We start from the raw sequence: 15,307 nt of genomic DNA, 5'->3' as shown, positions 1-15,307 counted from the left end.
AACACATAATTCTAAAGTATGTCTCAAAATCTGCATAAATCCTCAAAATTTTCTGTTGAATATATCGCTAGTTTAGGTATTCTCAAAGGCGATTTTCATGTGTGCAATTCTTCTGATGATTTTTCTAATGCTCTTAAAAATTTTCAGCGTATTTATGAGCAAGTGAGCCCGGAATATACTTTGTGGGATTGTTCTAATTTTAATCACATTATTTCGCCCAATGAGCAACTATGGATAGATAGATTTATGAATATGCCCGCTACTAAAGGCGGAAAAGAAAAGCGAAAAGTAGCTAAATTGATCAGTGTAGATCTTGCCGCAATGCATTCTATAGCAGAAGTGTTTGAAAATGGCAACGCACCTGTCAATTGCGGTTATTTTGCTTATGAACAACAAGCAGTAAACTGGCTTTTGCAAAAAGAAACCAAAAGTAGTACGACAATTTCATTAAATAGACCACCAATTTTTACACTTTTGAAGGATGCTAAAAGCGGTAGCACTTCTATACAGCTTCAATTTAATGATGACGAAATTGATTTTTATTTAAAACAGATCAAACAATTGCTCAATAACCGAAATTTTCTTCTCAACCATTATCATCTTTTCTCACTGCTTACCAGTCAGGAAAAGATAATACTTGAAAAAATAATTGATGGTCACGAAAGCAGACAGATAGCAGATCTTCTTTTTGTTACTGTTGAAACCATAAAAACACACCGCAAAAGAATCTTTCAAAAATTGAAAGTGAAGAAATTCGTTGAACTTTTGCCTTATAAACTGTTTTTGTAAAATATCCCTCTTATGGGGGATTGACTGATGTTTAATTCATGTCGAAATTGCAATCGTTGTTCAAATGCCTCTATTTCTTTAATCAAAATTTCTTTTAACTAATAAAAACTGCTTTTTTATGAAACAGGTAATGTTAATACAATTAAACATTGCTGTTTCCAAATTTGTTGTATTGTCATTTAATCTTGAGTAATGTAATTGAGTCTTACAATGCAACAAATGATTAATATAAAATTTATAAAACATCCAAAATAAAAACCAAAAAGAAATTTGTCATACAAATTTAAAAACCGATTTTTTTAGCAGTAACTAGCAATCAAACTCTTATGAAACTAAAACTCTTACTAATAACCGTAGTGTTATGTGTGTTAAACCAAAAGCTACATTCTCAAGATAATCCTTGTACCTATGCATGGGGTAAATGGTACAGTGTTTATAGTTTAGGATATAATAATGATGTTCAAATATCATTCAAATATCAAATACACGATAGAAAAGGTGGTTCTTGCGGGCAATCGTACTATCGATTTTATAATCCTACAGCAAAAGAAAACTGCTCTGTAAAGTTTAAATTTGATTACAAAGGAAATGATGGAACGATAAATACAGAAGATGTAACTATTGATTTAGATAAATCAGGAGTTAAAGAATGGAACGCTAGTCAGTGGTATAACGGCTATGAAATGACAAGAATATATAATATTCAATATGTAGATTACAATAGCAAAAAAAATGAGAAAAAAGAGAATAACAATGATATAAGTGTTCAACTAAAAGGATATCGTGAGGAGGCACAGAGTATAAGTCAAAAGTACAATTCATTAATAAGTGCTTCTTCAAACATTACAGGAGAAAATATTGATAAATCAAGGTTGGAAGCTTTGAAAGATGAATACAGAAAATACAGCTCAAGTTTTAATACCGCAATGAATAGTGTCGCTTATACCTATACATTTGAAGAAAGCAATAGAAAAGAAGTAGAGTACAATCTTAATAAGATGGAAAATGCTGTTGATGAAATAGAGATAGAATTAAAGAATCTTGGCACAAAAGAAAAAATAAGTTCAAAAGATAACAAAAAATCGGATACAACAAAAAGTAATTCAAACTCCAATAGTTCATCTACATATGTAGAGAGTGAAGAGTCAAGACAATTGCGTGAGCGAGCAAAAGCCCAAAGTGACATAAATCGACAGGAAGATGAAATTACAGTTGCTGGTTTAGGAGGAGTTGTAGGTATAGGTGCAGCTCTTGTTGGTGCAACAGATGGCGATTATGATGATGAAGAATATCCTTTTGTTCTTAGGGGACTTTTAGGAGCAAATTATCAGAGCATACCAGTGGTTACAAATTATAATGGGAAAGGCTTCAATCCTGGAAGTGAGAATTCAACAACAAATCCAACAAATTTTAGTATCGGACTTGATGCAAAGTTCTTTCATGATAGATTCATTGGTTTTAATGTTAATCCGTTTTTTAATTATGGTCTTTTGGCATTTAGTTCAAATACTGGAGATATGATGAATTATGGAGGGAACTTTAATGTTAAAATTGGGCATGCTTTGCAGTTAATTCTTAAAGGAGCTTATGAAGTAAGAACTGGTGAGGATAAATATGATGCCGCTGAAATACTTATAGACGGAACAACTTATTCTAAGTATGATTATAATACACTAAAATATGGCGTAGGAATTAAATACAAATTTGTGGAACTCTCCGCCTTTAAAGAAAATCTATCTTTTCTTAACGAGATGCCTCAAAATGTATTTTCGTATGAATTAAGCATGAATTATGCATGGTTTGGAATGTTAATACGATATGCTCCCAATTATCCTTGTGCAGGAGAAATACAATATCCAAATGCTTATAATTCATCAGAAAAACAGTCATTATTACAAATCGGAATGTATTGGAGAATTTCAATTGCCAAATCAAAATAATAAGTTTTATATCAGCATAAAAAATAAGAATGCACCTGACTGTGTATCTTGATGGAATTGTAGTTGTTTATAATTACATTAAGATGTTCAGTTTTATGAGTTCAATTTTAAATGACTTGTTTCAAGTGTTTAAAATATTATGTAATTTTTTTTAGGCTTCATCCCAATTTTAGTTGGAAGAATAAGATTTAACATGGAAATGGGTTTTATTCCAATCTGCGCTAGTTTGGCTAAAGCCTTTTTCAACTTTGTAATAATATTTACCATCCAGCTAAAGCTGGACACTATTGATTCAACACTTTTACAAAAAAAACTTTGCGACTCTGCGTCTTTGCGAGATTAAAAAAACAAAAAAACTTTGCGTCTTAGAGCCTTCGTAGCAGAAAACCCCAACTCAAAATTTCACGCAAAAAACATTGAAAATTAAACTTTAAACAGAACTTTATTGCTTAATTTTGTAACCGCTAAAATAAAAACAAAATACTATGAGTTCATTTGACGTAGTCATTATAGGTTCAGGTCCTGGAGGATATGTATCAGCAATTCGTTGCGCGCAATTAGGTTTTAAAACTGCAATTGTAGAAAAATATAATTCATTAGGCGGAACTTGCCTTAACGTAGGTTGTATTCCTTCAAAAGCATTATTATCATCTTCGCACCATTATGCAGAAATCGCTCATTTCGCAGATCACGGAATCGAAGTTTCTGGCGATGTGAAAATCAATTTAGAGAAAATGATTGCCCGCAAACAAGCTGTTGTAGATCAAACTGTAGGCGGAATCAATTATTTAATGGATAAAAATAAAATCACTGTTTTCAATGGTTTAGGTTCTTTCGTAGATGCAACTCACATTGCTGTTGCAAAAGCTGACGGAACTTCAGAAACTATTGAAGCAAAATATACTGTAATTGCTACAGGATCAAAACCATCTTCTTTACCATTCATTAAAATTGATAAAGAAAGAATCATCACTTCAACTGAAGCTTTGGCTTTGAAAGAAGTTCCAAAACACTTAGTAATCATTGGTGGTGGAGTTATCGGAATCGAGCTTGGACAAGTTTACTTGCGTTTAGGAGCTCAGGTTTCTGTAGTGGAATTCATGGACAGAATCATTCCAGGAATGGACGGAGCGCTTTCTAAAGAATTGACTAAAGTGTTGAAAAAACAAGGAATGAAATTCTACGTTTCTCACAAAGTAAAATCAGTTGAAAGAAACGGTGATGCTGTTGTCGTTCAAGCTGAAAATGCCAAAGGAGAAACTATCACTCTTGAAGGAGATTATTCATTAGTTTCTGTTGGTCGTCGTCCTTACACAGACGGATTAAATGCTGACAAAGCTGGAGTTAAAATTTCAGAAAGAGGACAAGTTGAAGTAAACGATCATTTACAAACTAGTACTCCAAATATCTATGCAATTGGAGACGTTGTTCGTGGAGCAATGTTAGCGCACAAAGCAGAGGAAGAAGGAGTAATGGTTGCTGAAATTTTAGCAGGTCAAAAACCGCATATCGATTATAACTTAATTCCGGGTGTAGTTTATACTTGGCCAGAAGTTGCAGCAGTTGGACAAACTGAAGAGCAATTAAAAGCTGCAGGAGTTGCGTACAAATCAGGAAGTTTCCCTTTCAAAGCGTTAGGACGTGCAAGAGCAAGTGCTGACTTAGACGGATTCGTAAAAATCTTGGCTGATGAGAAAACAGATGAGGTCCTTGGAGTTCATATGATTGGTGCTCGTACAGCAGATTTAATTGCTGAAGCGGTTACGGCTATGGAATTCAAAGCTTCTGCTGAAGATATTTCAAGAATGAGCCATGCGCACCCAACTTTCGCGGAAGCGGTAAAAGAGGCCGCATTAGCAGCAACTGAAAACAGAGCTTTACACGTATAATTTACGTTTAATAATTTTATTTAGACCCCGTTGGAACTAAGTTCTAACGGGGTTTTATTTTGGACTAAATTTAATGCCTGAAAAATATAAACTTGAAGAAAAATTTTGTAAATTAGATGTAAGGTTCTGATGTTATCTTTATGATAATAAAAAGATTACATCATGAAAAATAAATATATAGCTCCTGTGTTACTTGGAGCAACAATCGCTTTCCTATTGTATTCCTGCAGTAGTTCTACTATTCCTAAAAATGCAACAGCAGTTACTGATTTTGACAAAGCTAAATATTTAGGCAGATGGTACGAAATAGCAAGGCTAGATTACAAATGGGAAAAAGATTTAGATAATGTTACTGCTGAATATTCTCTTAACGAGAATGGAACCATAAAAGTCGATAATAAGGGCTATAATGTCAAAAAAGACAAATGGGAACAGAGCATCGGGAAAGCTAGATTTGTCAAAAAAGACAATATTGGTATGCTTAAGGTCTCATTTTTTGGTCCTTTTTATTCTGGATACAATGTAATCGCAGTAGATGAGAATTATAAATATGCCCTTGTTGCTGGAAAAAGTTTAGATTATATGTGGATTCTTTCCAGAGAAACTACAATGCCAGAAAGCATAAAAGCTGATTTTTTAATTAAAGCTCAGGAAATAGGATACAATGTATCTAATTTGGTCTGGGTAAAACACGATAAAGCACATTAAATAATAAACCCGGCAGTTAATAACTGTCGGGTTTTTATTTTGTGAAACCGTTTTTAAATCAAGGAGTAAATACACTTCTGTAATTATCCCAGTATCTGTATATCAGGAATATATTACCAACGAAGAGCAGAATCGCAATAGGAAGACCTTCCGGAGCTAAAAAATAATTGATAAAAAGGATATTGATTGTAATTGGTAAAATCAGGATATTGGCAAGAGTTACAAAACGACCGCTTACGAAGGCAAGTCCACAAAGTAACTCTACTGATTTTGCTAGAGGCATTAAATACGTCGCAGCCATTAAACCAACATTAAAGGCTTTGAAATTTCCGGTGGTTTCCGGTTCGGGCATCAGGTGGAAAAAATAACTGATCGATGCAAAAAGCAACAAAAGACCAATTAAAACACGGACAATAATGGTGGCAATTTTCATATTACTTAGGATTTTTTAAGGTTAAAAAATATAATTAAGTTATTGGAAAAGATGCAAGTTAAAGTCTCAAATTAGAATCACAAATTATACTTTTTGCGATCTGTTTTTAAGAAATTTACAATCAAATCAGTTTAATTTTGGTATTAATCTAATTGTATATCAAATATAACGAATTTTTTCTTATTAAACAGCTGCGTTTTTAACAGTTTTCTTATTTCTTAAAGTATTTTTTGTAAAGAAAAAATCCACCCAAACCAATAAGAATAATAGGCCATATATTTATAAAGAAAATTAAAATTGCCTGCAAAATATTCCACCCACTTTTTAGGGCATCGATAATTTGAATTCCTAAATTGGGTTTGTAAAACGTACTATCTTTTTCACCTGCAATAATTTCCTGCTTTATAGTTTCGTTTTGGTAAATCTGTAATGTTACGGTGCTGAAATTAATCTGATCTTGTAGCGATAAATTTTCTATTGTGCGGTTGTCACTAGCTTCTTTTTGATTGTCTAAAGTATTTTCGGCATCTATAATGTCATTTATTTTTTTGCCTTTAGTAGCAATTGCGTTTTCGACTCTTTGTGCAGAAGCTGCATTTCTTTTTTGAGAAAGCTCATTAGCGAGATATTTCAGTGAAACATCATCGGCTTTAATGACTCTGAAATCTAAAAAGTCAATTTGCTTGGCAATACTTTTAATAATAGTATCAAGCTGCGTGTTTGGAACGCGAATGGTTATGTTGTTCTCGACAGCATATTTAGTAGTTTCTAAGGTACTGTCCTGACTGATTTTAGTTTTAATCTGATCGAGAATATTGCTTTGAAGATTAGTGTAAGTAACAAAACCTCCAAATTTTTGAACTGCATTTTCAATTGCGTAAGTAGATTTGACGACATTTTTGACCTTGAATTTGATATCAGCTGTTCGAATGAATTTCTGTTTGCTGTCTTTTCTTTCAACCGCTGCCGATGATGATATGGCTGTGCTGTCTGCTAAAATTTTAGCATCCGAAGTTGTTTCGGCTGGATTATAGTCTGCTTTTTTGCAAGAAAATAATACTGCGGTAATAATCAAGGAAGTCCATCCTAATTTTGCAATTGTTTTCATAATGGTTTTTTAAATTTGATTAATAAATGATTATTGAACTTATTGTTTATGTTGATTTTTTTAAACACAGATTAAAATGATTTTATCTAAGACTTTAAAAAAAATTTGTAGCATTCTTTTCAAGAATAATTTTCTAACCAAAAGGCAAGAAAAGTTTTAATAATTAATACTAATTCGATATACTAAAAAGTGTGCCAATATTTTTTTCGGATTACTTTATTGAAGGATATTTTTTGTCGTAATTTTGAAGTTTAAAATTTATTCGTTTTTGAGAGTATCCATTCATAAAAATATTACCCATCCGGAAGTGTTTAAAGAGCAGCTTTTAAATTGGGCGCAACAGTTTCGAGAAGTCGTTTTTTTAGACAGCAATTCCTATCCGCAGCAATATTCCAGTTTTGATTGTTTATTGGCAGTTGATGCTTTTACGTCATTAAAAACAGACTATTATAATGCTTTTGAAGATTTAAAACAATATCAGCAAAACACAAAAGACTGGCTGTTTGGTTATCTTTCTTATGATCTTAAAAACGATACCGAAAATCTTCAATCCAATAATTTTGACGGATTAGATTTTCCTGATTTGTTTTTCTTTCAGCCTAAAAAGATTTTTATTTTAAAGGGAAATCAGCTTGAAATACAGTATTTAATGCTTTGTGATGATGAGGTAGAGGAAGATTTTGAAGAAATAGTTCAAAATCCAAATTCCAAATTCCAAAGTTTGGAATCTTTAGAAGTGAAGCAACGTATTTCTAAAGATTTATATATCCAAAAAGTAAATAAAATGCTCGAGCACATTCATATTGGAGATATGTATGAAGCTAATTTCTGCATGGAATTTTATGCTGAAAATGCCGTTATAAATCCGCTCGAGAAATTCCAAAAACTAAATGAAATTTCTAAAGCTCCTTTTTCGGTTTTCTTTAAAAATTACAAACAATATTTGCTTTCCGCTTCTCCAGAACGCTATTTGAAGAAAGTTGGAGATAAAATTATTTCTCAGCCTATAAAGGGAACTTCAAAGCGTTTTTCGGATTTAGAGGAAGATGAAAAATCAAAATCAATTTTAGTTTCAGATGCAAAAGAACGCGCAGAAAATATCATGATAACTGATTTAGTTCGAAATGATTTGTCTCATACAGCTCAAAAAGGTTCAGTAGAAGTAGAAGAGCTTTGTGGTATTTATTCGTTTCTACAAGTGCATCAAATGATTTCTACTGTGACTTCAAAATTAGATCCGCAATATTCGGTAGTAGACGTTTTAAGAACAACTTTTCCTATGGGAAGTATGACTGGAGCGCCTAAAATCTCGGTAATGCAGATTGTAGAAAATTTAGAAGAAACTAAAAGAGGTTTGTATAGCGGTGCAGTTGGATATTTTACACCAGAAGGGAATTTTGATTTCAATGTTGTAATTAGAAGTATTTTGTATAATCAGGAAAATAAGTATGTTTCATTTTCGGTTGGAAGCGCCATAACAGCACAATCAGTTCCTGAAAAAGAATATGAAGAATGTTTGTTGAAGGCAAAGGCAATGCTTGAAGTTCTGCAGTGAAAAATGTTGCCACGACCCGAGCGATAGTGAACTGGCGAAGCAATTGCACGAATTTGCACGAATTATTTTTTTTTGCCACAGATTAAAAGGATTAAAAAGATTTACACAGATTTTTTAATCATTTGAATCCTTTTAATCTGTGGCTATATTTTCATCTCGTATTAAAGAAAAAAATTAGTGTAAATTGGTGTAATTCGTGGCTAAAAACATCACTTAACATTTCATTTAAAAATAGATCGAATTTAATTTTTTACTTTTATCGGATGTTTTCAAAATTTCAGAATCATATCGTTTCAAAATTTCCTTTTCTAGCAGAAAAAAAGCTTTTTCTGGCGGTCAGCGGTGGATTGGATAGTATGGTTTTACTGCATTTGTTGCATCAACTGCCTTATGAAATTGCGGTTTTGCATTGTAATTTTCAGCTTCGCGGATTGGAAAGTTTTGGCGATCAGGAATTCATTCAAAACTATTGTGAACAAAATAACATTCCAATTTTTGCGACTCATTTTGATACTGAAGCTTTTGCTAAAGATTATAAACTATCAACACAGGTTGCGGCAAGAGAACTACGTTACAGCTGGTTTTATGAATTGCTGAAAGAAAAAAACTTCGATTATATTTTAACTGCTCATCACGCCGATGACAATCTGGAAACTTTTATAATCAATCTAACACGCGGAACTGGTCTGGAAGGCTTAACTGGAATTCCCGAGCAAAACGATAAAATCATTCGTCCACTTCTGCCATTTTCAAGAGATGAAATCTTGAAATATGCCGAGGAAAATAAAATAGAATGGCGTGAAGACAGCAGTAATGCTTCAAACAAATATTTGAGAAATAAAATCCGCCACGATTTAGTTCCGGTTTTAAAAGAAATCAATCCTAATTTTTTGGATGCTTTTCAAAAAACACAATCGTTTCTTCAAGAGTCACAAGAGATGGTAGAAGATGCTTCGATTATGATTTATCAGCAGGTGGCAAAAGAAGCAGAAGAGGATATTCATTTCGATTTAAATCAATTAAAAAAGCTGCCTAATTATAAATCTTACTTGTATCAATGGTTAAATGAATTTGGTTTCTCTGCGTGGAAAGACATTTATGATTTAGTAGAAGGACAGTCGGGAAAACAGATTTTTTCTGCAGCATTTAGATTGCTTAAAAATCGGGAAACGCTGATATTGAGTCCGTTTTCTGAAACGTCAGAAAAAGATGAATATGAAATTAATGAAAACGATACAGAAGTTAATTTTCCCTTAAAAATGTCTCTTTGTAACGTTAGTCACATAACATTAGGTTCAAATAAGGTTATATTTGTCGATGCCGATAAAATCCGCTTTCCCTTGTTATTGCGTAAATGGAAAGAAGGCGATGTTTTTCAGCCTTTTGGAATGAATGGGAAATCAAAAAAAGTAAGCAAGCTTTTTAAAGATGAAAAATTATCATTGATAGAAAAGGAAAAAACTTGGATTTTATGTTCTGATGATCAAATAATCTGGATTGTTGGAATGAGACAGGACGAAAGATTTAAAATTAACCGAACCACAAATAATATACTAAAATTAGAATTGCAATAATGAACTTTACTCAAACTCTAAAGGACAATCAGTTTAAAAACGTTTGGACTAAAACTATTTTACTTTTCTTGTTTTTCTTTGCTTTTGCAAAAAGTAACGCTCAAATATTAGAGCCAGTAAAATGGACTTCTAAAATTGAAAAGAAAGGAAATAATGCCGTATTAATTTTCGATGCAGTTATCGAAAAAGACTGGCATATGTATTCACAATTTACTCCAGAAGGCGGACCTCTTGCTTTGGAAATTACTTTTAAAAATCAGAAAGGAAATTACGAATTAGTTGGAAAAGCAAAAGAAGGCAAAACAAAAACTTCTTTCAACGATGTGTTTGGTGTAGATGAAACTTATTTTGAAGGAAAAGCTCATGTAGAGCAGGAAATAAAAATCATTAATCCAAACTTAAAAACAGTTGATGTAGATTTTGATTTTCAGGTTTGTAAAGAAGTTTGTATCAATTCGAGCAAGAAATTCTCAATCGCAATTCCGTCAACTTTTAAAGTAGAGGATGTTCCTGTTGTAAAAGAGGATAAACTAGACGAAACCAAAACAGTTGGAATTGCAGTAGATACAGTAAAACCAGTTGTGGCAGAAACAGCAAAATCTGATGTTAAAAAAGCAGATAGTGAAGTGGTTTCTAAAGAAGAAGTTCCTGTACAGGCACCAGCAAGAAGTTTATGGTCTATATTTTTTATTGCATTTTTATCAGGATTTGCAGCATTGTTAACGCCTTGTGTTTTCCCGATGATTCCGATGACAGTAAGTTTCTTTACCAAACAAAGTAAAAGCAGAGCAAAAGGAATTAGAAATGCTATTTTTTATGGACTTTCAATAATTGCTATCTATGTAATTTTAGGTTTAATTGTAACCAAAATATTTGGAGCCGATGCTTTAAATGCTTTGTCAACAGATGTTTGGTTTAACTTGATTTTCTTTGTGATTTTAATCATTTTTGCGACTTCATTCTTAGGAGCTTTCGAAATTATGCTTCCAAATTCATGGGCAAATAAAGCAGATCAGCAAGCAGATAAAGGCGGGATAATCGGAATATTATTTATGGCTTTGGCTTTGGCAATTGTATCGTTTTCTTGTACAGGACCAATTGTTGGAACTTTATTGGTTGAAGCGGCTTCAAATGGTGGAATTGCGCCAGTTGTTGGAATGTTAGGATTTTCATCTGCATTAGCACTTCCATTTATGTTATTTGCAATGTTCCCAGGCTGGTTGAATTCGTTGCCAAAATCAGGAGGCTGGTTAAATACAGTAAAAGTGGTTTTAGGATTTTTAGAATTAGCTTTAGCATTCAAATTTTTATCCAATGCCGATTTGGTTTTACAATTGCATTTCTTAGAAAGAGAAGTTTTCATCGCAATCTGGATTGCTATTTTTGGAGCAATGACCTTATATTTATTTGGGAAAATTACATTGCCACACGATAGTCCGATACAGCATATTTCTGTTGGAAGATTGTATTTAGGATTGTTAACGTTTGTGTTTACGATGTATTTAATTCCTGGACTTTGGGGAGCACCATTAAAATTAATTAGTGCTTTTCCACCACCACCGCAATATAGCGAAAGTCCTTTTGGAGTTGGAGGGTCAGGTCATGCAGCTGTAAACACTGATGCAAAAGGTTTGCCTGCAGGAGCGGAATTGGGACCACATGGAATTATGGTCTTCCATGATTACGAAGATGGTTTAGCTTATGCAAAAGAAATCAATAAACCAATCATGCTCGATTTTACAGGTTATGCTTGTGTGAATTGCAGAAAAATGGAAAATAACGTTTGGTCAGAACCAGAAGTTTTGCCAATTCTTAAAAATGATGTGGTGTTGATTTCGCTTTATGTTGACGATAAGCGTGAGCTTCCAAAAGAAGAACAATTTACTACAGCTGCAGGAGATAAAATCATTACAGCAGGAGATAAATGGACAGATTTCATGATTTCTAAATATAAAACGAATACACAACCTTTGTATGTGATTACAGATTTAGAAGGAAATAATTTAAATAATACTAAACCAACAATCAGTTACGTTAGTACAGAAGAATATCTGCAATGGCTGAAAGAAGGAATTTCTAATTTTAAATAATGTTTTAGAATTAAGAATTAAGAATTAAGAATTAAGAATTAAGAATTAAGAATTAAGAATTAAGAATTAAGAATTAAGAATTAAGAATTAAGAATTAAGAATTTTTGGCTTTAAAAACTTTATTCTAACAAATTAATTTTTCTTTGGGGGTTAAAATTAATTCAAATAAAAGGGCTGTCTCATTTGAGATGGCCCTTTTTTGATATAATTGTTTTTTCTGTTTTTATTGCGAACTATTTGCAGTGTGAGTCAATTCAGAGGAATGTTTCATCGGTAAAAAGTTCAAGTAAAAAAGACTGTCTCGATTTTTGAGACAGCCTTTTTTGCATAATTATTTGTTCGCTTTTAGGTAAAACTATTTACACCGATTTACTTCCGTAGGAATGTTTCATCGGTAGAAATGTTTCATTAGTGGGATGTTTTATTTATAAAATGTTTTGTTTGTGAAATTTTTTATAGGTGGAATTTCATTAGATTGCATCAAAAAAAGCGCTCTAATTGCTTAGAGCGCTTTTTTATCAATATGAAATTGAAAATTAATATCTTACAAGAATTCTCCGTGTTGAGAGATATCTAATCCTAAGTCTTCTTTTTCTTCAGTAACTCTTAAAGGAGTAATTTTGTTTACAATAAAGAATAAAACATAAGAAGCAACAAAAGCAAAGATAGATACTACAACAAGAGCAGTTAATTGGTTAAGGAACAAAGTTGGAGTTCCGAAGATTAAACCTTGGTTGTCTCCAACAGCTGGGTTGATAGCTTTTGAAGCAAAAACACCAGTTAATAACATACCTACCATACCACCAACACCGTGACAAGCGAATACATCTAAAGCATCATCAATTTTTCCTTTAGGGAATTTGCTTACTACAAGGTTACTCACAATTGCAGAGAATAAACCGATGAAGATAGCGTGAGAGATACTTACGAAACCAGCAGCAGGAGTAATAGCAACAAGACCTACAACAGCTCCAATACAAGCTCCAAGAGCAGATAATTTGTGTCCTAAAATTTTGTCAAGGAATACCCAAGCCATTGCAGCAGCAGCTGCAGCAACAGTAGTTGTTCCTAAAGCTTGAGCAGCAAGACCATTAGCTCCTAATGCAGAACCAGCGTTGAAACCAAACCATCCGAACCAAAGTAAACCAGTCCCTAATAATACATAAGTAATTCTAGCAGGGTTAACTTTTTGAACTTTTCTTTTTCCTAAGAAGATTGCTCCAGCCAATGCAGCCCATCCAGCACTCATGTGTACTACAGTTCCACCAGCGAAGTCAAGAACTCCCATTTTGAAGAAAATTCCATCAGGATGCCATGTCATGTGAGCAAGCGGCGTGTATATGAATAAGATAAATAAAACCATGAATAGTAAATAAGCCCAGAAACGTACACGTTCTGCAAAAGCACCTGTAATTAATGCAGGAGTAATGATAGCAAATTTAGCCTGAAATAATGCGAATAATATAAAAGGAATAGTTGGTGCTAAGCTCCAAGCTGTATTAGTTCCAACTCCCTGAAAGAATAAATTATAAGATGGATTTCCGATAATTCCTCCAATTGTTGGTCCAAAAGCTAATCCAAAAGCAACAACAGTCCATAAAATAGTAACAATTACCATTGCCATAAAACTTTGAAGCATAGTACTAATTACGTTTTTCTTACCTACCATTCCTCCATAGAAAAATCCTAAACCAGGAGTCATTAACAATACAAAAGCAGTTGCAACGATCATCCAGGCAGTATCTCCTGTATCAAACTTTACAGCTTCTGCTGGAATTGGGTTATCAGCGATGATAAAATTTGATATAAAGGTTAGTACCAAAATAGTGATAAGAATCACACTTAAAATAATTTTTCGCATAGTTATTTAGTTTTAAAATTTTTGATAAAAGTATAAAATGATTTAATACCCCCTAAAAAAATAGGGTTCAATGTTTAATTTTTGTTAAATTTAAAATTTGACCCCTATAAATTTTGCATGAATTTGTTAAAACAGACTTAAAATTTATAATTCGGCAACGTTTTTTTTCTCCTTAATAGGACTTTTGATAATTTTTAGGTTAATTGATTGTTACTTTTTACGATATATTGGATATTTGTTGATTAAAAACGTCAGATGTTTTTGCACTTTGAAGTTTTTTTAATCTTTTTAACAATTTTGATGATTAAAATATAAGGATGGAAAAGAACAAAATTAAATGGGGAATTATAGGTCTTGGCAATATTGCAAGTCAGTTTGCTGCAGATTTGTTATTGCTAGAAGATGCCGAACTAACAGCTGTGGCTTCAAGAGATTTTGCAAAAGGAAAACTGTTTGCCGAAAAATTTAATGCTTTGAAAGTATACGATTCCTACGATTTAATTTTTGAAGATCAGGAAGTTGAGATTATTTATATTGCGACACCGCATAACTCACATGCCGAATTATCTATTAAAGCCCTAGAAAATGGAAAACATGTTTTATGCGAAAAACCAATGGCCTTGTCTTATCATGATGCCATGAGAATGATTGAAGCTTCTAAAAAACGCAATAGGTTTTTTATGGAAGCTTTTTGGACACGTTTTATTCCGTCTATTCAAGATGTTTTGCAAAAGGTGAATAACGGAATAATTGGCAATGTTAATTACATAAACGCCGATTTTGCTTTTTACGGAAGTGAAACCGAAAACAAGAGACTTTTTGATAAAGAACTCGGAGGGGGGGCTTTGTTTGATATTGGAGTTTATCCTTTGTTTCTTTCCTATTTAGTATTAGGGAATCCGAAGAAGGTTTTGGCAAAAGCTGTTATGCATAAAAATAAAGTTGATTTACAGACTTCTATTATTTTGCAATATGAAAAAGCACAATCGGTTTTACATGCTTCTATAGTTTCAAATTCAGATATGAAAGCCTCTATAAGCGGAACCGAAGGAAGAATAGAATTGAATGCGCCTTGGTATATAGCAGATGGATATTCTTTGTATGAAAATGAGAAAGAAGAAGCAGTTTTCAGCCTGCCAGCTTTAGGAAAAGGATATGCTCATGAAGCGATTGAATGCCACAATTGTATTAGAGACAATAAAATAGAAAGCGAACTTTGGTCACATCAAAATAGTTTGGATTTGAGCAAAATAGTTGAAGAAATTAAAACACAAATTGGACTTTAGTTATCTACTAATGTCTTTTATGTTATTCAAATTGGAACAATAATTTTAAAGTAGTAAAATATTTACAAAAAATA

Annotated in this window: 11 protein-coding genes; 8 read left to right on the top strand and 3 right to left on the bottom strand. The window is 32.7% G+C overall.

The window, feature by feature from the left end:
* Positions 1-18 precede the first annotated feature (18 nt).
* From BM289_RS18140 to BM289_RS18125, 4 genes are all read left to right on the top strand, one after another.
* Entirely contained in the window at positions 19-789 is a 771-nt protein-coding gene (locus tag BM289_RS18140) for a helix-turn-helix domain-containing protein (protein WP_091496173.1), read from the top strand.
* Positions 790-1,115: 326 nt separating this feature from the next.
* Positions 1,116-2,729: a hypothetical protein gene (locus BM289_RS18135; RefSeq protein ID WP_143102103.1), complete on the top strand. Its 1,614-nt coding sequence runs from the start codon at positions 1,116-1,118 to the stop codon at positions 2,727-2,729.
* 485 nt (positions 2,730-3,214) lie between these two features.
* Complete coding sequence (lpdA, locus tag BM289_RS18130; protein ID WP_091496170.1) at positions 3,215-4,618, top strand: dihydrolipoyl dehydrogenase; 1,404 nt, start codon at positions 3,215-3,217, stop codon at positions 4,616-4,618.
* A gap of 162 nt (positions 4,619-4,780) precedes the next feature.
* Positions 4,781-5,326, top strand: coding sequence for a lipocalin family protein (locus BM289_RS18125; RefSeq protein ID WP_091496168.1), 546 nt, complete (start codon positions 4,781-4,783; stop codon positions 5,324-5,326).
* Positions 5,327-5,384: 58 nt separating this feature from the next.
* On the opposite strand, the gene BM289_RS18120 is transcribed toward BM289_RS18125, so the two are convergent.
* Positions 5,385-5,759, bottom strand: a complete 375-nt coding sequence (locus tag BM289_RS18120) for a DoxX family membrane protein (protein WP_091496166.1) — start codon at positions 5,757-5,759, stop codon at positions 5,385-5,387.
* A gap of 211 nt (positions 5,760-5,970) precedes the next feature.
* Positions 5,971-6,867 (bottom strand): DUF4349 domain-containing protein, encoded by an 897-nt coding sequence (locus BM289_RS18115; RefSeq protein WP_091496164.1) that lies wholly within the window; start codon positions 6,865-6,867, stop codon positions 5,971-5,973.
* Between the two features lie 268 nt (positions 6,868-7,135).
* Here BM289_RS18115 and BM289_RS18110 point away from each other — a divergent pair, with 268 nt between their 5' ends.
* The 3 genes from BM289_RS18110 to BM289_RS18100 all read left to right on the top strand — a co-directional run bounded on the left by BM289_RS18110 (position 7,136) and on the right by BM289_RS18100 (position 12,086).
* Positions 7,136-8,422, top strand: coding sequence for an anthranilate synthase component I family protein (locus BM289_RS18110; protein WP_091496162.1), 1,287 nt, complete (start codon positions 7,136-7,138; stop codon positions 8,420-8,422).
* A gap of 263 nt (positions 8,423-8,685) precedes the next feature.
* Positions 8,686-9,996, top strand: coding sequence for a tRNA lysidine(34) synthetase TilS (gene tilS, locus BM289_RS18105; protein ID WP_091496161.1), 1,311 nt, complete (start codon positions 8,686-8,688; stop codon positions 9,994-9,996).
* Positions 9,996-12,086 carry a protein-disulfide reductase DsbD family protein gene (locus tag BM289_RS18100; RefSeq protein ID WP_091496159.1) on the top strand — a complete coding sequence of 697 codons (2,091 nt, stop codon included), beginning with the start codon at positions 9,996-9,998 and terminating at the stop codon, positions 12,084-12,086. Before tilS ends, BM289_RS18100 begins: the two co-directional genes overlap by 1 nt.
* Positions 12,087-12,630: 544 nt before the next feature.
* Here the strand turns inward: BM289_RS18100 and BM289_RS18095 are convergent.
* Positions 12,631-13,947 carry an ammonium transporter gene (locus BM289_RS18095; protein WP_091496157.1) on the bottom strand — a complete coding sequence of 439 codons (1,317 nt, stop codon included), beginning with the start codon at positions 13,945-13,947 and terminating at the stop codon, positions 12,631-12,633.
* 317 nt (positions 13,948-14,264) lie between these two features.
* Here BM289_RS18095 and BM289_RS18090 point away from each other — a divergent pair, with 317 nt between their 5' ends.
* Complete coding sequence (locus tag BM289_RS18090) at positions 14,265-15,233, top strand: Gfo/Idh/MocA family protein (RefSeq protein ID WP_091496155.1); 969 nt, start codon at positions 14,265-14,267, stop codon at positions 15,231-15,233.
* The last annotated feature ends 74 nt before the right edge of the window (positions 15,234-15,307 follow it).

Origin of the sequence: Flavobacterium phragmitis (genome assembly GCF_900112575.1) — a bacterium.
In the GTDB taxonomy this organism is placed as follows: domain Bacteria; phylum Bacteroidota; class Bacteroidia; order Flavobacteriales; family Flavobacteriaceae; genus Flavobacterium; species Flavobacterium phragmitis.
Note: the sequence above shows the minus strand (reverse complement) of the source record. Positions and strands in the feature narration are given on the sequence as shown.

What these genes read in the sequence shown, in the direction of transcription:
- BM289_RS18140 (WP_091496173.1), top strand. Translation starts at nt 19, where the DNA reads ATGTCTCAAAATCTGCATAAATCCTCAAAATTTTCTGTTGAATATATC.
- BM289_RS18135 (WP_143102103.1), top strand. Translation starts at nt 1,116, where the DNA reads ATGAAACTAAAACTCTTACTAATAACCGTAGTGTTATGTGTGTTAAAC.
- lpdA (WP_091496170.1), top strand. Translation starts at nt 3,215, where the DNA reads ATGAGTTCATTTGACGTAGTCATTATAGGTTCAGGTCCTGGAGGATAT.
- BM289_RS18125 (WP_091496168.1), top strand. Translation starts at nt 4,781, where the DNA reads ATGAAAAATAAATATATAGCTCCTGTGTTACTTGGAGCAACAATCGCT.
- BM289_RS18120 (WP_091496166.1), bottom strand. Translation starts at nt 5,759, where the DNA reads ATGAAAATTGCCACCATTATTGTCCGTGTTTTAATTGGTCTTTTGTTG.
- BM289_RS18115 (WP_091496164.1), bottom strand. Translation starts at nt 6,867, where the DNA reads ATGAAAACAATTGCAAAATTAGGATGGACTTCCTTGATTATTACCGCA.
- tilS (WP_091496161.1), top strand. Translation starts at nt 8,686, where the DNA reads ATGTTTTCAAAATTTCAGAATCATATCGTTTCAAAATTTCCTTTTCTA.
- BM289_RS18100 (WP_091496159.1), top strand. Translation starts at nt 9,996, where the DNA reads ATGAACTTTACTCAAACTCTAAAGGACAATCAGTTTAAAAACGTTTGG.
- BM289_RS18095 (WP_091496157.1), bottom strand. Translation starts at nt 13,947, where the DNA reads ATGCGAAAAATTATTTTAAGTGTGATTCTTATCACTATTTTGGTACTA.
- BM289_RS18090 (WP_091496155.1), top strand. Translation starts at nt 14,265, where the DNA reads ATGGAAAAGAACAAAATTAAATGGGGAATTATAGGTCTTGGCAATATT.